At 60.3% G+C, this 17,197-nt stretch carries 14 protein-coding genes; 5 read left to right on the plus strand and 9 right to left on the minus strand.

The annotated features are described in order from the left end of the window. Positions 1-5: 5 nt before the first annotated feature. A complete protein-coding gene (locus JL39_RS04850) occupies positions 6-701 on the plus strand; it encodes a DUF502 domain-containing protein (RefSeq protein WP_037146851.1) in 696 nt (231 codons plus the stop codon). Position 702: 1 nt separating this feature from the next. Here the strand turns inward: JL39_RS04850 and recG are convergent, their stop codons facing one another. After that, positions 703-2,811 carry an ATP-dependent DNA helicase RecG gene (gene recG, locus JL39_RS04855; RefSeq protein ID WP_037146854.1) on the minus strand — a complete coding sequence of 703 codons (2,109 nt, stop codon included), beginning with the start codon at positions 2,809-2,811 and terminating at the stop codon, positions 703-705. A gap of 89 nt (positions 2,812-2,900) precedes the next feature. Between recG and JL39_RS04860 the strand changes: the two genes are divergently transcribed. Both JL39_RS04860 and mfd read left to right on the plus strand, forming a co-directional pair. Beyond that, positions 2,901-3,230 carry a succinate dehydrogenase assembly factor 2 gene (locus tag JL39_RS04860; protein ID WP_037146857.1) on the plus strand — a complete coding sequence of 110 codons (330 nt, stop codon included), beginning with the start codon at positions 2,901-2,903 and terminating at the stop codon, positions 3,228-3,230. A gap of 11 nt (positions 3,231-3,241) precedes the next feature. Next, positions 3,242-6,751 (plus strand): transcription-repair coupling factor, encoded by a 3,510-nt coding sequence (gene mfd / locus JL39_RS04865; RefSeq protein ID WP_037148428.1) that lies wholly within the window; start codon positions 3,242-3,244, stop codon positions 6,749-6,751. On the opposite strand, the gene JL39_RS04870 is transcribed toward mfd, so the two are convergent. Genes JL39_RS04870 through JL39_RS04880 form a run of 3 tightly spaced genes read right to left on the minus strand, consistent with a single transcriptional unit; the run spans position 6,748 to position 10,232 of the window. Then, complete coding sequence (locus JL39_RS04870) at positions 6,748-7,668, minus strand: DMT family transporter (protein ID WP_037146860.1); 921 nt, start codon at positions 7,666-7,668, stop codon at positions 6,748-6,750. The two genes, mfd and JL39_RS04870, sit on opposite strands and share 4 nt — an antisense overlap. A 38-nt stretch (positions 7,669-7,706) precedes the next feature. Continuing rightward, positions 7,707-8,378 (minus strand): DsbA family oxidoreductase, encoded by a 672-nt coding sequence (locus JL39_RS04875; protein ID WP_037146863.1) that lies wholly within the window; start codon positions 8,376-8,378, stop codon positions 7,707-7,709. Positions 8,379-8,417: 39 nt separating this feature from the next. Continuing rightward, positions 8,418-10,232, minus strand: coding sequence for an extracellular solute-binding protein (locus JL39_RS04880; RefSeq protein ID WP_081952719.1), 1,815 nt, complete (start codon positions 10,230-10,232; stop codon positions 8,418-8,420). 277 nt (positions 10,233-10,509) lie between these two features. Between JL39_RS04880 and JL39_RS04885 the strand changes: the two genes are divergently transcribed. Further along, positions 10,510-11,163: an invasion associated locus B family protein gene (locus JL39_RS04885; RefSeq protein ID WP_037148430.1), complete on the plus strand. Its 654-nt coding sequence runs from the start codon at positions 10,510-10,512 to the stop codon at positions 11,161-11,163. Between the two features lie 118 nt (positions 11,164-11,281). Here JL39_RS04885 and hspQ read toward each other — a convergent pair whose 3' ends face one another. From hspQ to JL39_RS04905, 4 genes are all read right to left on the minus strand, one after another. Next, the gene (hspQ, locus tag JL39_RS04890; RefSeq protein WP_037148432.1) at positions 11,282-11,611 is read right to left on the minus strand and encodes a heat shock protein HspQ; all 330 of its coding nucleotides are present in this window, start codon (positions 11,609-11,611) and stop codon (positions 11,282-11,284) included. A 93-nt stretch (positions 11,612-11,704) separates the two neighbouring features. Further along, entirely contained in the window at positions 11,705-12,628 is a 924-nt protein-coding gene (locus tag JL39_RS04895; protein ID WP_037146869.1) for a DMT family transporter, read from the minus strand. 108 nt (positions 12,629-12,736) lie between these two features. Further along, positions 12,737-14,146, minus strand: coding sequence for a type I glutamate--ammonia ligase (glnA, locus tag JL39_RS04900; RefSeq protein WP_037146872.1), 1,410 nt, complete (start codon positions 14,144-14,146; stop codon positions 12,737-12,739). Between the two features lie 61 nt (positions 14,147-14,207). After that, positions 14,208-14,546: a P-II family nitrogen regulator gene (locus JL39_RS04905; protein ID WP_037146875.1), complete on the minus strand. Its 339-nt coding sequence runs from the start codon at positions 14,544-14,546 to the stop codon at positions 14,208-14,210. Positions 14,547-14,888: 342 nt separating this feature from the next. Between JL39_RS04905 and JL39_RS04910 the strand changes: the two genes are divergently transcribed. Beyond that, a complete protein-coding gene (locus tag JL39_RS04910; RefSeq protein WP_037146878.1) occupies positions 14,889-16,370 on the plus strand; it encodes a bifunctional ADP-dependent NAD(P)H-hydrate dehydratase/NAD(P)H-hydrate epimerase in 1,482 nt (493 codons plus the stop codon). On the opposite strand, the gene JL39_RS04915 is transcribed toward JL39_RS04910, so the two are convergent. Continuing rightward, positions 16,367-17,179, minus strand: a complete 813-nt coding sequence (locus tag JL39_RS04915) for a DUF72 domain-containing protein (RefSeq protein WP_037146880.1) — start codon at positions 17,177-17,179, stop codon at positions 16,367-16,369. The two genes, JL39_RS04910 and JL39_RS04915, sit on opposite strands and share 4 nt — an antisense overlap. Positions 17,180-17,197: the final 18 nt, after the last annotated feature.

Genomic DNA, 17,197 nt, shown 5'->3' on the forward strand with positions numbered 1-17,197 from the left:
GCCGGATGAGCGACAGTCCAGAGCGTATATCGCTGGCGGGCCGGCTCAGGAATAATTTCCTTACGGGGCTCGTCATCTGCGCGCCGCTCGCGATCACCATATGGCTGACCTTCACCTTTATCGACTGGGCGGATAGCTGGGTCACACCTTACATTCCGAAACGCTACGACCCGCAATATTATTTCAATATCACCATTCCCGGCACGGGTCTGGTGATTGCGGTCGTCTTGATCACTATCATCGGCTTCCTCGGCAAGAACCTCATCGGGCGGTCGATCGTCAATTTCGGCGAGTCGATCCTGCATCGCATGCCGCTCGTCCGGACGATCTACAGGAGCGTCAAGCAGATCCTGGAGACGGTGCTGAAGGAACAGTCGACCTCCTTCAAGAAATGCGGGCTGATCGAATTCCCGAGCCCCGGCATGTGGGCGCTGGTTTTCATTTCCGGTGACGCACAGGGAGAGATCGCGGCAAAGCTCAATGCGGATGGCGAGGAGATGGTCGCCGTCTTCCTGCCTCCGACGCCGGTGCCGACAGCCGGTTTCCTGATGTTCGTGCCGAAGAGCAAGCTCATCATGCTTGACATGACGCCGGAAGAGGGGGCGAAACTGCTGATTTCCGGGGGGCTGATCGCGCCGGACTATAAGCCTGCCAGAGGCGTACCCACGGCAGTTCTTCCTCCGCCGGTAACGCAAGGCTGATCTATCCCGCTCTCAGGAAACGGATAGCCTCGTCGCGACGGTGCAGATAGAGCAGCACGCGCATGTTCTGGCCGCGTTCGCTCATCAATTCCGGGTCACGTTCCAACAGATAGGCTGCATCCTTGCGGGCGATCTCCAAGAGGTCGGCATGCGCTTCGAGACTGGCGATCCTGAAACCCGGCGTGCCGGACTGGCGGGTGCCGAGCAGCTCGCCTTCGCCACGCAGGCGCAAATCCTCCTCGGCGATCAGGAAACCGTCCTCGCTGTCGCGCAGGATCGAAAGCCGCGCGCGTCCGGTTTCGCTGAGTGGCCCTTTGTAGAGCAGTATGCAGGTGGAAGCTTCGTCGCCGCGCCCGACGCGACCGCGCAACTGATGGAGTTGGGCAAGCCCGAAGCGTTCCGCATGCTCGATCACCATGATCGTTGCATCCGGCACGTCGACGCCCACCTCCACGACGGTAGTCGCGACCAGCAAACGCAATTCGCCATTCTTGAATGCGGACATGACCGCATCCTTTTCCGGACCGCTCATGCGGCCGTGGATGAGCCCGACATTCTCACGGCCCAGCTCTTTCGCCAGCACCGCATACCGCTCCTCCGCCGACATGAGGTCGGAGACATCCGACTCCTCGACCAGTGGGCATATCCAATAAGCCTTCTTTCCTTCATCGATCGCCCTTCTCAGCCGTGCGACGATCTCGCCGAGCCGTTCGGTCGGGATGGTGACGGTCTGGATCGGCTTGCGGCCGGCAGGTTTCTCGGTGAGCTTGGAAACGTCCATGTCGCCGAAGGCGGCAAGCACCAGAGTGCGCGGGATCGGCGTCGCGGTCATCACCAGCATGTGGGGCGAGATACCCTTGGCGGTCAGCCGGAGACGCTGATGCACGCCAAACCGGTGCTGCTCGTCCACGACGGCAAGCATCAAATTGTGATAGTTGATCGCATCCTGGAAGAGTGCATGGGTGCCGATAATGATCCGGGCTTCGCCGGAGGCGATTCTTTCGGCAATCTGCTCGCGTTCTCGACCTTTCGTGCGCCCGGTCAGGACTTCGACCGTCACGCCTGCCGCTCCGGCCAGTTTGGAGATTGTTGCGAAATGTTGGCGGGCAAGGATTTCCGTTGGTGCCATGAGCACGGCCTGACCACCGGCTTCGACAGCCGCCGCCATGGCGAGCAGCGCAACCAGCGTCTTTCCGGCGCCGACATCGCCCTGTAGAAGCCGCAGCATGCGCTCATCAGCCGCCATATCCTTCAGAATATCATCGACAGCCAGCTTCTGGCTCGGTGTCAGCGAGAAGGGTAGGGAGGCTATGATCCTGGCGGATAGATCGCCCTTTACCCGGATCGGCTGGCCCGGCACCTTGCGAAGGCGTTGGCGCACCAGCGAGAGCGACACCTGGCCGGCCAGGAACTCGTCATAGGCAAGCCGACGGCGGGCGGGCGACTGCGGATCGATATCCGTCTCATCGCGCGGATCGTGCAGACGCCTGAAGGCTTCCGCAACGGAAGGAAACCCTTGACGCTGCGTGAGTGCTGCATCCGCCCATTCCGGCAGGGTTGGTAGACGTGCGACGGCGCCGTCGATCGCCCTGCGCAGCACTTTGGGCGACAGGCCTGCCGTTAGCGGATAAACAGGCTCGATCAAAGGCAGGTTTTCGGCCTCTGAGGATTTCACGATGAAATCCGGATGCACCATGGAAGGGCGGCCGTTGAACCAGTCTACCTTGCCGCTCACCATCACCATCTCGTCGATCGGCAGCGATTTCTCCAGCCAGTTGCCTTTGGCATGGAAGAAGGTCAGCGCCAGTTCGCCCGTCTCGTCATGGAGAAAAACACGGTAGGGCAAGTTCGACTTGCCGCGCGGCGGAGGCTGATGCCGATCGACACGTCCTTCGATGGTGACGATCGCCCCTTGGGGCGCGAGGGCGATGCCCGGCCGGTTGCGCCTATCGATCAGCGAATAGGGAGCGTGGAAGAGGAGGTCGATGACACGGCAATCGTCCGCATCCTCGCGGCCGGTAACAAGCGCGATCAGGTCGGCGAGCTTTGGCCCGACGCCGGCAAGCGAAGCGACGGGCGAGAACAGTGGATCGAGAGTGGCGGGACGCATAAAGCGCAAAATGCGATGGATTTTGCCTATTTGGCAAGGTGACGACGACGGAAAAGCGTCCTATATGAACCGCAAACAGGGACACCGACATGACTGGACTATCACGCACCAGCGCGGATCTCGATCCGCGCCGCCGTCGCATTCTCTATCGTTGCTGGCATCGCGGTATTCGCGAGATGGATCTCGTATTCGGGCAGTTTGCGGAAACGGAGATTGCCCGTCTGTCCGATGCCGAACTCGATCAGTTCGAGGCGGTCATGGGTGAGGACGATCATGATCTGCATGCCTGGATTACGGGCGCAAAGCCGCTCCCGGAACATCTGAGGACGCCGCTCTTTGCGCGCATAGCTGCCTACACGCCGGATTTCGACCCGGTCACCAAGGCTTCTCTGGAAGCGAGGCTTGGCCTCATCCGATGACTTCTGGCTCGATGATTCCCGGATTCGACGCGAAAAGAATAACGGCTGCAGGAAGTTCGCTCACCATCGGCAACGTGCCGCCTGGCATGGAGCCGCTCATCCTGGCGGAGCTCGCGCGCGCCGGCCAGCCGATCGCCTATGTCATGTCCGACGGGCAGAGCATGCCCGATCTGGAACAGATGCTGTCCTTCGTCGCGCCGGAAATTCCGGTCCTCGCGCTGCCGGCCTGGGACTGCCTTCCCTATGACCGGGTCTCGCCGAGCGCCGATGTCTCCGCGCGGAGGCTGGCGGCACTCTCCGGCCTGATTGCGCATCGGAAGAAGCCGCATGCGGCGATCGTGCTCGTCACGGTCAACGCCATGCTGCAGAAGATCGCTCCCGCCGAGATCATCGAAAGTCTCGCCTTCTCGGCCAAACCCGGTAATCAGGTGCGCATGGACGACATCGCCGCACGACTGGAGCGCAACGGCTTCGAGCGCGTGGCGACCGTGCGCGAGGTCGGTGAGTTCGCGGTGCGCGGCGGCATTCTGGACGTTTTCGTGCCGGGTACGGAAGAGCCGGTGCGGCTTGATTTCTTCGGCGATACGCTGGAGTCGATCCGGTCCTTCGATCCGGCCAGCCAGCGCACGACAGGCCAGGCGAGGTCGCTCGATCTGAACCCGATGAGCGAGGTGACGCTGACGCCCGATACGATCAGCCGTTTCCGCAAGAACTACCTTTCGCTTTTCGGTGCCGCGACTCGCGATGACGCACTCTATCAGGCGGTATCCGAAGGCCGCCGCTATGCCGGCATGGAACATTGGCTGCCGCTGTTCTACGAACGGCTTGAAACCGCCTTCGACTACCTCCAGGGCTTCCGCATCGTTACCGACCATACGGCGCGTGAAGCGGCGACCGAGCGTTCGAAACTCGTTCTCGACTATTATGAGGCGCGGCGCGATAGCGGCAGAGAAGGAAAGGGCGCTGCAGCACAGGCCGCCCCTTACAAACCCATTTCGCCAGGTCAGCTTTATCTCGATGGCAAGGCGTTTGCATCGGCGCTCGACGCCGTCGGCGCACTCCGGGTTACACCCTTCAACGAGGTGGATGCAGAAGGGCGCCGCGTGGTGACAGTAGGCGCCCATGCCGGCCCGCGCTGGGCAAAAAACCAGGCCGAAGACAAAGCGCGCGACGAACGCGTCAACGTCTTCGACCTCGTGGTCAAGCACATCGCCGACAAGCGCGCCGAAGGCATCAAGGTCCTCGTCACCGGCTGGTCCGCCGGCTCGCTCGACCGCCTGCTGCAGGTTCTGGACGAGCGTGGCTTGAAGCGCATCAGGCCCGTTGAAAAGCTCTCCGATCTGGATCTACTCGAAAAGGGGGAGGCAGCTTCCGCCGTCCTCAGCCTCGAAGCGGGTTTTGAGACGGATAGCATCGCGGTCATCGGCGAGCAGGACATCCTGGGCGATCGCATGGTCCGCCGCGGCAAGCGGCGCAAGCGCGGGGCGGATTTCCTGACGGAAGTCACCGGTCTCGATGAAGGTTCTCTCGTCGTCCATGCGGAACACGGTATCGGCCGTTTCGTAGGTCTCGTCACGATCGAGGCGGCCGGTGCGCCGCGCGCGTGTCTGGAATTGCATTATGCCGATCAGGCAAAGCTCTTCCTGCCGGTTGAAAACATCGATCTTCTGTCGCGCTACGGTTCCGATGCGGCCGAGGCCCAGCTCGACAGGCTTGGCGGTGGTGCATGGCAGGCACGCAAGGCGAAGCTCAAGAAGCGGCTGCTCGATATGGCGGACGATCTGATCCGCATCGCCGCCGCGCGCATGACCCGCCGCGCGCCGGTGCTCACGACGCCGGAGGGGCTTTATGACGAATTCGCCGCCCGCTTCCCCTATGACGAGACCGAGGATCAGGCGAATGCGATTGACGCCGTACGCGACGATCTCGGCGCCGGCCGGCCGATGGATCGCCTCGTCTGCGGCGACGTCGGTTTCGGCAAGACGGAAGTAGCGCTGCGCGCCGCCTTCTTTGCTGCGATGAACGGCGCACAGGTGGCGGTCGTCGTGCCGACCACTTTGCTCGCCCGCCAGCACTACAGGACCTTCAAGGAACGCTTCCGCGGCCTGCCGATCACGATCGCCCAGGCATCGCGCCTCGTCTCCGCCAAGGAGCTGGCGGATACCAAGAAGGGCTTGGCCGAGGGCAAGGTCGATATCGTTGTCGGCACCCATGCGCTGCTCGGTGCCGGGATCAAGTTCGCCAACCTCAGTCTGCTCATCATCGACGAGGAGCAGCATTTCGGTGTCAAGCACAAGGAGCGGCTGAAGGAACTCAAGAGCGATGTGCATGTGCTGACGCTGTCGGCGACGCCGATCCCGCGCACGCTGCAGCTTGCCATGACCGGCGTGCGCGAACTCTCGCTCATCACGACGCCGCCGGTCGACCGCATGGCGGTGCGCACCTTCATCTCGCCCTTCGACCCGCTCGTCATCCGCGAGACGCTGATGCGAGAGCATTATCGCGGCGGCCAGAGTTTTTATGTCTGCCCGCGAATTGCCGATCTGCCGGAGATCCAGGACTTCTTGCAGTCGGACGTGCCGGAATTGAAGGTTGCGGTTGCCCACGGGCAGATGCCGGCCGGCGAACTCGAAGACATCATGAATGCCTTCTACGACGGCAAATACGACGTACTTCTATCGACCACCATCGTCGAGTCCGGCCTCGACGTGCCGACCGCCAATACGCTGATCGTCCATCGGGCCGATATGTTTGGGCTGGCGCAGCTTTACCAGCTTCGCGGTCGGGTGGGACGCTCCAAGGTGCGCGCCTTCGCGCTCTTTACCCTGCCGGTCAACAAGCCGCTGACGACGACCGCCGATCGTCGACTGAAAGTGCTGCAGTCGCTCGATACGCTGGGGGCAGGCTTCCAGCTCGCCAGCCACGACCTCGACATTCGCGGCGCGGGCAATCTGCTCGGGGAGGAGCAGTCGGGCCATATCAAGGAAGTCGGTTTCGAGCTCTATCAGCAGATGCTGGAGGAAGCTGTCGCCGAAGTGAAGGGGGACGACGAAATCACCGACACCGGCTGGTCGCCGCAGATTTCCGTCGGCATCACAGTGATGATCCCGGAAAGCTATGTGCCCGATCTGCATCTGCGCATGGGTCTTTATCGCCGGCTTGGCGAATTGACCGAACTTTCAGAGATCGATGGTTTCGGCGCGGAAATGGTGGACCGTTTCGGTCCCATGCCGCCCGAAGTGCAGAACCTCCTGAAGGTCGTCTATATCAAGTCGCTCTGCCGCAAGGCCAATGTCGAAAAGCTGGATGCCGGCCCGAAGGGCCTGGTCGTCAGCTTCCGTGACAAGCAGTTCCCCAATCCGGCGGCGCTGGTCGGCTACATCGCCAAGCAGGGAACGCTGGCAAAAATCCGGCCGGATCAGAGCGTGTTCCTGACGCGCGACCTGCCATCGCCGATGAAACGGCTCACGGCTGCCGCCCAGGTGATGACGCAATTTGCCGAGTTGGCGAAAGATGATTAAATGTCGGATTGAGTATCGGGTTTGGTGACGACCGCGGCTTGCGGGTCGGTCGCGACGGATGTCGGTAGCGGCACATCGCGAGCCCGCTCGCGCGCAAGCGTGAGCAGGCCGGAGCCGATGATCAGGACGATGCCAAGGAGCATCGGCAGGTCGACCGTGTCGCCGAAGATCAGATAGCCGAACAGGATCGCCCAGAGCATCTGGCTGTATTGCGTCGGACCGACAAGGGCGGCCGGCGCGTAATAGGCCGCATACATCAGCAGGATGGTGGCGAGCGCCGCGAGAAGACCGTATCCGGCAAGCATGGCCCATTCAGGCAGGGTCGGCCAGCGGAAGTCCGGGATCATGAGGATGCCCAGCACGACGAGCACGCCGATGATGCCGGCGCCATAGAGTGAGATGTTTTTCTCCGACGGTCCCATGGCGCGATAAACGATGATGGAGATCGCGCCGGAAAGTCCCGCGAAGACAGCGCCGACATGGCCGATGGAAAGCTCGCGGAAGCCGGGGCGAAGCACGACGAGCACACCGATGAAACCGATGATGACGGCGCTCCAGCGCTTGATGCCGACCGCTTCCTTGAGGAAGAGCACGGACATGATCGTCACGAACGAAGGCAACAGGAAGATCAGCGCGAAGGCTTCCGCCATCGAGAGATAGGTGAAGGCGGCGACACTGCCGATCGTGCCGATGGCAGACGAGAAGAAACGCAGGATCCACAGCGGCCGGTTGCTGCTTCTGAAGGCATCCGTCCACCGGTCGTCGGGTTTCAGCAGAAATGGAAAACCGGCAAGCATGAAGACGGCTCCGAAAAAGCCCATCTCATAGGCCGTCAACGCGCCTTCGATCATCTTGACGCTGGCATCGCTCCAGGAATAGGCCGCAAACGAAGCGAAGGCGAGGAGAACGCCCTTCATGCTCTGGTCGTTACGCAAGACAATGACTCCCGAGCAGTTCAGATCATGCCCTTGCGGGCTTCCGCCTTCAATTTGGCGATTTCGCGCAACGCATTGGCAAACACATCCGGCGTCTGGGCGCCGCTGACCGCATATTGCCCGTCGATAATGAAGAAGGGCACGCCAGTGACGCCCATCTTCTGCGCCGCGTCGATCTCGGACAGCATCGTATCCTTGTCCGCTTCGGTTTTCAGAAGGTTTTCAATCACCTTGCGGTTGAGGCCGCTTTGCGCGGCGATATCGGCTAGAACCATGTGATCACCGACATTGCGGCCTTCTTCGAAATTCGCCCTGAAGAGCGCGGTCGCGACCCTGTCCTGAACCTCTCGGCCTTCCATTATCGCCCAGTGCAGCAGGCGATGCGCATCGAGCGTATTGGGGCCGATCTTGATTGCCTCGAAATTATAGCGGATGCCGACCTCTTCGCCGAGTTTCTTCAGCATTTCATGCGCGCGGTCCACGGCATCTTTGCCGCCGAGCTTGCGCGCCAGATCGGCCTGGTGATCGACGCCTTCCTGCGGATGGTCCGGATTGAGCCGGAAGGGCCGCCAGTTGACATCGACGCCCACCTCGTCCTGGACCTCGGCGATTGCAAGTTCCAGCCGCGCCTTGCCGAGATAGCACCAGGGGCAGACCACATCCGATACGATGTCGACGGTTACGCGCTCCACGGCGGGTGTCCTTTCATTGGCAGGGCTGGATGTTTCCGGTTATTGCGCGCGTTTATCCCACCAGGTGTTGAGCTGGTAGCCGTAAAGCGGCAGCGCTTCCGGATAACCGATATGCTTGCGCCGCGCCACCCATTGTTCCGCGATGTGGTAGAGTGGCACAAGATAATGGCCGGAAATCAGCATGCGGTCGTAAGCCCGAACCGTCGCCTCGAAATCCTCCTTGCTGCGTGCCGTCAGCATGGCCTCGATGAGCCTGTCGAGATCGGGGTCGGCAACGCCCGCAAAATTGAAGCTGCCGTCCTTGTCGCGTGAAGACGAACCCCAGCGCCCCATCTGCTCGATGCCCGGCGATAGCGACGAGGGATAGGATTTGACGATCACGTCGTAGTCGAAATTGCCGGAACGCGCCTGGTATTGCGCGTCGTCTACGGTGCGGATCGACATATCGATCCCGATCATCTTCAGCGTCCGCTGATAGGTGATCGCCAGTTTCTCCTGGTCCTGGGTCTGGGTCATCACTTCGAAGGTGAGCGGTCTGCCGGACGCATCCGACATCCTGCCGTTCTTGATCGTATAGCCGCCCTTCTTCAAAAGTTCGACCGACTCGCGCAGCACTTTGCGATCGGCGCCGGAGCCATCGGTCCTCGGCAGGCGATATGTACCGTCGAGCACGGCCGGTTCGATCCTGTCCCTGGTGGTTCCGAGGATCTTGATCTCCCGCTCGTCGGCTGGTTTGCCGAGAGAGGAAAGGGGAGAGTTCTGCCAGAAGCTTTCCGTGCGGGTATAGGCGTCTTCGAAGAGGTTCTTGTTAGCCCATTCGAAATCGAAGGTAAGCGATAGGCCGGCACGGACGTTGACATCGGCAAAGATAGGGCGGCGGGTGTTGAAGACGAAACCGAGCATCCCGGTCGGCAGCTGTGGCTTGAAGGCATCTTTCACCACATCGCCGTTCTGCACGGCCGGGAAATCGTAGGCGCGTGCCCAGTGGGTCGGGCTGCCTTCCAGATAGATATCGATCTCGCCCTTCTTGAACGCCTCGAACAGCGTATTTTCCTGCAGGAAATATTCGACCGTAACCTGCTCGTAATTGTCGAAACCGACCTTGGAAGGAATGTCCTTTCCCCAGTAGTCCGGATTACGTTCGTAGACGATGCGCTCGCCGGGAGAGACGGATTTCACCCGATAGGGGCCGGAGCCGACCGGCGGTCTCAGCGTTGACTGGTCGAATGTGGCCGGGTCGATGGCATGCTTCGGCAGGATCGGCGTGGCAGTTGCGAGAATCAGCGGGAATTCCCGGTCCGCCTTGTCGTTGAAGGTGAAGCGGACGCCATGCTCGCCAATCTTTTCCATTTTCTCCACCGGCGTCAGCCGGTTTGAAAAGGGGATACGGCCCTTGTCGCGTAGAAGTTCGAAGCTGAAGATCACGTCATCCGCCGTGACTGGCTCGCCGTCTGACCATTTCGCATTCGGATTAAGGTTGAACTGGATGAAGCTGCGTCCCTCGTCCCATTCGACGCTCTCGGCAAGCAGACCGTACAGGGTGAAAGGTTCGTCGCTTGATCGCGTCATCAGCGGTTCATAGACGAGATGGCCGAAAATCGGGTCCCAGAGCCCACGCGCGGTGGTGCGCATGCTCTTCAGGACGAAGGGATTGAGGCTGTCGAATGTGCCGACAACGCCGTAGGCTACCTTGCCACCCTTCTTTACGTCCGGGTTGACATAGGAAAAATGCTTGTAGTCCGGCGGTAGCGCCGGACTGCCATGCATGGCGATTCCATGAAGGGGTTCTGCCAGTGCGGGCGTGCCGATCAGAAGTGCGGCCATAAACGGAATGAAATGTCGCATGGGACTCATGGCGGTGAAATCCTCGCTGATTCGCCCGCAAGATAGCGCAAGCAAAGAGGGGCACCAACCGCCGGAACACGCAAAAGATTGATGGGCGGCATTAACGTCTTGTCAAAAAAAGCGAAAGGAGGGCTGGATATCGGCGGCGGCCCGATGTAACAGGTTGGCCAGACGGGCGGGTCATTCAATTGCCTCATTTGACCGACAGGTGACGGGCAGTAAGACGCCCCGAGGGATGAGAACGGCTTCGGCCGCGCCCAACGGATTTCAGGAGACGGATTTCGTTATGATGCTCAAGGCAACCCAAGTTCTGCGGACGGCGATGTCCGCTCTCGCACTTTCGATCGGCGCGAGCGCGCTGCCGGTTGCATCGTTTGCACAGGACGCGGCGGCGCCGGCAGCCGGTGCTCCGGGTGCCCCGCCGCTCGGCTGGTTCAAGACCTGCACCAAGCAGGACGATAATGATCTCTGTGTCGTCCAGAATATCATTGCAGCTCAGAACGGCCAGTTGATTACCGCCGTCGGCCTGATCACGGTCGAAGGCAAGGTCAACCGCAAGATCCTGCAGGTTTCCGTGCCGACTGCACGCCTCGTGCCGCCGGGCATCGTCATGCAGATCGACGGCGGCAAGGGCCAGAAGCTCGATTACGTTGTCTGCCTTCCCGACAAGTGCACAGCCGAAGTTCCGCTGACCGACGCGATGATCGCAAGCCTCAAGAAGGGCAATGATGTGGTCTTCACCTCGATCAACTTCCGGCGGGCTCCGAACCCGATCAAGGTCTCCCTCCAGGGCTTCACGGGCGCCTTCGATGGCCCTGCGATGCCGCAGGAGCAGATCGCCCAGAGCCAGCGGAGCCTGGAAGAGGGCATGCAGCGCAAGGCCGAAGAAACACGCAAGAAGCTGGAAGACGCTCAGAACGCTGCCAAGCAGAGCCAGTAATTCGGGTCTGAACCCCATCGAAAGCCCGGCCTTGCGCCGGGTTTTTTGATTCTGATAAAAAAAGCGCCGGCGGGAACGCCGGCGCTCTTCAGTTTCAAAACGCTCCGGCTAGGCCGGATCAATGGGCCAGGATGATCTTGGGCTTCAGCTGGCCGGATGGAGCGCGATCGAAGATCTGATAGACCTGCGGATTGCGCAGTGGCGCGTCGCTTTCGTCATGTTCCAGGTTCTGTTCCGAAACATAGGCGACATATTCCGTCTCGTCATTCTCCGCCAGGAGATGATAGAAGGGCTGGTCTTTGCTCGGCCGGATTTCCGCGGGAATGGAGTTCCACCATTCCTCCGTATTGGCATATTCCGGATCAACATCGAACACGACGCCCCGAAACGGAAAGACTTTGTGGCGGACCACTTCTCCGATGGTAAATTTAGCGTTGCGTTGTTTCATGGTGCGATGTCCTTTCGCATCCAATGTGGGAATAAAACCTCCCGACATCAAGAGATTAATGCAGGCACGCCCCCATCGTTCCACGGGATAGACTTAAGTATTCGCAAGTTTCCATGGTTTTGCGGTGGCCAGAATGACTCCGCCAAGCACCAGAACGATTCCGAGCGCATGATACTGCTCGAAAGTTTCATCCAGGAATACAACCGCCATGACGATCGAGACAGGCGGCATCATGTAGAGCGTGATGCCGGCTGTCGCCGGCCCGAAGATGCGCACCGTATGCTGGAAACAGAAGAAAGCGGCAAGCGAAGCGAAAAGGATGATGCCGGCAATCTTCGACCAGGCCGATACGGTCCTGGGCAAGAGCCCGCCGTGAAGGAATTCCCAGACAGCCGGAGGCAGCAGGAGCAGAGATCCGGAAAAGGCGATCAAGCCGAATAGCGAGAGCGGCCGGATGGCCTGTGCGGCAGGCCGGCGCAGGAGCACCGAATAGACCGCGAAGGCAATCGCCGCCACAAGCATGCCAAGGTCGCCGAGGTTGAAGTCCATGTGCGTGAGGGCGCCGAAATCACCACGCAGTACGATTGCGGCAACCCCTGCAAATGCGACGCCCATGCCCAACAGTTCGCGGCCGCTGATCCTGCGGCCGGAAAACTGCCATTCGAACAGGATGATGAAGAGCGACGAAGTCGTGTAGATCAGCGTTGCATTCGAGGCCGTGGTCAGCGTCAGCGCCCAATAAACGAAGCCGCCGCAGATGCCGATGCTCAAAAAGCCGAGCCACAGCCAGAGCCAGGTGTGCTCGCGGACGAAGGTCCAGGCGGCCGGCCAGTCGAGATAGAGCAGCGGCACCATGGTCAGCGTCGACCCGGCCCAGCGGATGAACGCCGTGATGAAGGGGCCGACCTCCCCGATCACCCCGCGCCCGAAGATCAGGTTGCTGGAAAAGAGGACGGGCACGAAAACGAAGATCAGCCAGTCGAGAGCACGTGGTTGCGGCGTATTCGCGGAGGACATCGGAACACCGGAGAAATTTCGGCAAGGCAACCGCCTCACCAACTGAAAACGGCGGGCCTGAAGCCCGCCGTTCGAGGAAAAGCGCGGGAGAGACCCCCGCCGCCCTGATCAGGATGAATAGTACATGTCGAATTCGACCGGATGCGGCGTCATTTCAAAGCGCATCACTTCGGTCATCTTCAGTTCGATATAGGCGTCGATCTGATCGTCGTCGAAGACGCCGCCGGCCGTCAGGAACTTGCGGTCCTTGTCGAGGTTTTCAAGCGCTTCGCGCAGTGAACCGCAGACGGTCGGGATCTTCTTCAATTCCTTCGGCGGCAGGTCGTAAAGGTCCTTGTCCATGGCTTTGCCGGGATGGATCTTGTTCTTGATGCCGTCGAGGCCGGCCATCAGCATGGCGGCGAAGCCGAGATAGGGATTTGCCAGCGGGTCCGGGAAACGAACTTCGACGCGCTTCGACTTCGGGCCGGAGCCGAAGGGGATACGGCAGGATGCCGAACGGTTGCGGGCCGAATAGGCGAGCAGAACCGGTGCTTCATAGCCTGGTACGAGACGCTTGTAGGAATTCGTCGACGGATTGGTGAAGGCGTTGATCGCCTTGGCATGCTTGATGATGCCGCCGATGTAATAGAGGCAGGTCTCGGAAAGGCCTGCATATTCGTCGCCGGCAAAGGTCGGCTTGCCATCCTTCCAGATCGACTGATGGACGTGCATGCCTGAACCGTTGTCGCCGAAGACCGGTTTCGGCATGAAGGTTGCGGTCTTGCCGTAGGCATTGGCGACCTGGTGCACGACATACTTGTAGATCTGGATCTTGTCGGCGTTGCGCACCAGCGTGTCGAATTTGACGCCAAGCTCGTGCTGGGCGGCGGCCACTTCGTGGTGGTGCTTTTCGACGACCACACCCATTTCGGCAAGCACGGTCAGCATTTCGGAGCGCATGTCCTGCAGGCTATCGACCGGCGGGACCGGGAAATAGCCGCCCTTGACGCGCGGACGGTGGCCGAGGTTGCCGGTCTCGTAGTCGGTGTCATCATTGGACGGCAGTTCGGACGCATCAAGCTTGAAGCCCGTGTTGTACGGGTCCGCCTTGTATTTCACGTCGTCGAAGACGAAGAACTCCGGCTCGGGACCGACATAGACGGTATCGCCGATACCGGAGGCCTTCAGATAAGCTTCCGCCTTCTTGGCGGTGCCGCGCGGATCGCGATTATAGGCCTCGCCGGAGATCGGGTCGAGGATGTCGCAAACGATAACCATCGTCGACTGGGCGAAGAAGGGGTCCATATGGACCGTCGCCGGATCCGGCATCAATACCATGTCCGACTCGTTGATGGCCTTCCAGCCGGCAATCGAGGAACCGTCGAACATCACGCCGTCGGCGAACATGTCCTCGTCGACGGCCGAAATGTCCATAGTGACATGCTGCAGCTTGCCGCGCGGGTCGGTGAAGCGTAGGTCCACGAACTTGACGTCGTTTTCCTTGATTTGTTTCATGATTTCGCTTGCGCTCGTCATATGACGTTCCTCAATGTGTAAGATGACGATGTGAAGCCCCGGCCGGCGGCCGCGAGGCGGATTAGATGGCGTCTAGGCCCGTTTCACCGGTACGGATGCGGATGACCTCCTCCACATTGGAGACGAATATCTTGCCGTCCCCGATCCGTCCAGTCTGCGCGGCATTCCGAATGGCTTCGATGACCGCATCCGCATTCTCGTCCGCCAGGACGACCTCGACTTTCACCTTCGGCAGAAAGTCGACGACATATTCCGCGCCACGATAGAGCTCGGTATGACCTTTCTGGCGGCCAAAACCTTTTGCCTCGGTCACGGTGATCCCTTGCAAGCCGACCTCCTGAAGGGCTTCCTTCACTTCGTCGAGCTTGAAAGGCTTGATGATCGCTTCGATCTTTTTCATGAGAAACTATCTCTCCGCTTCTCCCTTGAAGCAGGCCTCTACCCACTTGGCCATGCCAATGCAGTTATCGTGCCAAACTCGGATGGCACTTTCAAAAAAATAATGCTGTTTTGCACCAAATCCCAACACAAGCGAGGGTTTCGTGGCAAAAATGCCTCCGTTTTTCCCGGATATTGTGCGTCACAGCACAAAAAATGCGCTTTCATGACGATTTTTTGAAAGTTGAACAAGCGTAAATGTGTACGCGGAAATGATGATAATTTAATCATTTGCTTATTTTGTATGCTAATTGACGTGTGAAACAGCGCTTGTTTTCTGTTCATCTTTCCGTTCAATAGCAGCATGCGCAAATCGCTGGACCATATTCTTTTGACGCCTGACGAGATGGGAGCGGCCGATGCTGCCTCGGCTGAATCCGGCATTCCGTCTTTCGGCCTGATGGAACGGGCGGGGCAGGCGGTGGCAGCGTCGGCACTGCGGCATTTTCCAGGTGCCCGGCGCTTTGTCGTGCTGTGCGGCCCTGGCAACAATGGCGGTGATGGATATGTCGCGGCCCGGGCTCTCGCGGAAGCGGGCGCATCTGTTGCCATCTATCATCTGGCTGATCCGCAAAAGCTGAAGGGCGATGCGAAGCTGGCGCGCGAACTCTCCGGTTTGCCGTCACAACCATTGCAGGACTATCATCCGGCAAACGGCGACGTCGTGATCGATGCGCTGTTCGGGGCGGGTCTCGCCCGCGCCGTCCCCGAACCCGTCGTGGATGTGATCCATAAGGTCCGTGAGGCGAAGATCCCGGTCCTTGCTGTCGATCTGCCTTCCGGTCTCTGCGGGCGACGCGGCATCCCCCTCGGTGCCGCTTTCGAGGCGAACTGCACGGTCACCTTCATGACGCGCAAGCCGGGGCATCTTCTGCTGCCGGGACGGGTGCGTTGCGGCGAAGTGGAGGTCTTCGACATCGGCATTCCGGCGCGGATCATTGACACCGTCGCCGGGAAGACAAGGGAGAACTCGCCCGTGTTGTGGCGCAATCTCCTGCCGGCATCCGGTCCCGATACGCATAAATACCGGCGCGGACATCTAACGGTGTTTTCCGGCCCGGCGAGCAGGACGGGTGCCGCCAGACTTTCGGCGGCGGCGGGGCTGAAGACGGGGGCAGGGCTGGTGACAGTGGCTTCGCCAAGCGATGCCATGGAGGTCAATGCGGCTTCGCTCACCGCTGTCATGCTGCATCAGATCGATACCGTGGAAGATCTGGAAACGTGGCTTCGCACCGCAAAGCTTGCCGCTTTCGTGCTCGGACCCGGCTTCGGCGTTGGCGGGAGGGCAAGGCAATTCGTGCTGGCTCTGCGGGATCGTCCGCTGGTGCTCGATGCGGACGGCATAACGTCATTCAGGGACGATCCGTCGGAACTGTTCGACGCCTTTGCCGACGGCAATACCCATCTTGCGCTGACGCCGCATGAGGGCGAGTTCTCGCGCCTCTTCCCGGATTTGGCCTCGGACGAAAACCTGAGCAAGGTGGAAAAGGCGGTGAAAGCCGCCGAACGTGCTCATGCGGCAATCGTCTACAAAGGCGCCGACACGGTGATCGCGGCGCCGGACGGCCGCGCCTACATCGACACGAACGGACCGCCGTCGCTCGCCACTGCCGGCTCCGGCGACGTTCTCGCCGGCATGATCGGAGCACTCTTCGCCCAAGGCATGCCGGCCTTCGAGGCGGCGGCAGCCGCCGTCTACTTGCATGGCGAAGCTGCAAAGCGGGCAGGCAGGGGCATGACGGCCGAGGATCTCGCCGCCCATGCCGGCGTCTGGCTAGATCCCTAGCTGCGACTTTCCAGGAGCTCGCGCATCGCCATCGCGCCATAAGGCGCATTCACCTTGCCTTCATGGATGAAGAAGGCGAAAACGTCGCGCGGCTCCTTTTTCGGCCTGTGCTTGTCGTCGACCAGCGGCAGGTCGTCCGGCACGTCACCCTCGGCCCAGGTTTCCAATCTTTTCGCCCAGGCCTTCATATCCTCTTCCGCATAGCAGGTCTTGATCTCGTCCGACCCTTTTTGCAGGCGTGCATAGACGAAGTCCGCAGTGACATCGGCGATCATCGGATAGTCGAAATGATCGGCGCAGACGGGAGCGATGTTGTATTTCGCAAGCAGCGCCACGAATTCCGGTACCTTGAATGTGTCGTGACGAACTTCGACCACATGTGCCAGCTTCAGGCCGTCGAGCTTGTTCGGCAGAAGTTTCAGGAAGGCCTCGAAATCATCCGGCTCGAATTTCTTCGTCGGCGCGAACTGCCACAGCAGCGGCCCGAGATGATCGCCGAGTTCCGTCAGCCCCTGACCTAGGAACTTCTCGATCGATTCCCCGGCCTCCGCGAGAACCTTGCGGTTGGTGGTGAACCGGCTTGCCTTCAGCGAAAAGATAAAACCGTCCGGCACGTCGGCCGCCCATTTCGCAAAGGTCTCCGGCTTCTGGGCGCCGTAATAGGTGCCGTTGACCTCGATGACCGCGAGCTTGCTCGCGGCATATTCGAGCTGCTTCTTCTTCGGCAGCTTGTCGGGATAAAACGTGCCCTCCCAGGGTTCGAAAGTCCATCCACCGATGCCCGTGCGGATAATGCCGGCTTTAGTCATTCACATCCTCCCAATGCG

It is taken from the genome of Rhizobium sp. YS-1r (assembly GCF_000757525.1).
In the GTDB taxonomy this organism is placed as follows: Bacteria; Pseudomonadota; Alphaproteobacteria; order Rhizobiales; family Rhizobiaceae; genus Neorhizobium; species Neorhizobium petrolearium.

What these genes read in the sequence shown, in the direction of transcription:
- JL39_RS04850 (WP_037146851.1), top strand. Translation starts at nt 6, where the DNA reads ATGAGCGACAGTCCAGAGCGTATATCGCTGGCGGGCCGGCTCAGGAAT.
- recG (WP_037146854.1), bottom strand. Translation starts at nt 2,811, where the DNA reads ATGCGTCCCGCCACTCTCGATCCACTGTTCTCGCCCGTCGCTTCGCTT.
- JL39_RS04860 (WP_037146857.1), top strand. Translation starts at nt 2,901, where the DNA reads ATGACTGGACTATCACGCACCAGCGCGGATCTCGATCCGCGCCGCCGT.
- mfd (WP_037148428.1), top strand. Translation starts at nt 3,242, where the DNA reads ATGATTCCCGGATTCGACGCGAAAAGAATAACGGCTGCAGGAAGTTCG.
- JL39_RS04870 (WP_037146860.1), bottom strand. Translation starts at nt 7,668, where the DNA reads ATGAAGGGCGTTCTCCTCGCCTTCGCTTCGTTTGCGGCCTATTCCTGG.
- JL39_RS04880 (WP_081952719.1), bottom strand. Translation starts at nt 10,232, where the DNA reads ATGAGTCCCATGCGACATTTCATTCCGTTTATGGCCGCACTTCTGATC.
- JL39_RS04885 (WP_037148430.1), top strand. Translation starts at nt 10,510, where the DNA reads ATGATGCTCAAGGCAACCCAAGTTCTGCGGACGGCGATGTCCGCTCTC.
- hspQ (WP_037148432.1), bottom strand. Translation starts at nt 11,611, where the DNA reads ATGAAACAACGCAACGCTAAATTTACCATCGGAGAAGTGGTCCGCCAC.
- JL39_RS04895 (WP_037146869.1), bottom strand. Translation starts at nt 12,628, where the DNA reads ATGTCCTCCGCGAATACGCCGCAACCACGTGCTCTCGACTGGCTGATC.
- glnA (WP_037146872.1), bottom strand. Translation starts at nt 14,146, where the DNA reads ATGACGAGCGCAAGCGAAATCATGAAACAAATCAAGGAAAACGACGTC.
- JL39_RS04905 (WP_037146875.1), bottom strand. Translation starts at nt 14,546, where the DNA reads ATGAAAAAGATCGAAGCGATCATCAAGCCTTTCAAGCTCGACGAAGTG.
- JL39_RS04910 (WP_037146878.1), top strand. Translation starts at nt 14,889, where the DNA reads ATGCGCAAATCGCTGGACCATATTCTTTTGACGCCTGACGAGATGGGA.
- JL39_RS04915 (WP_037146880.1), bottom strand. Translation starts at nt 17,179, where the DNA reads ATGACTAAAGCCGGCATTATCCGCACGGGCATCGGTGGATGGACTTTC.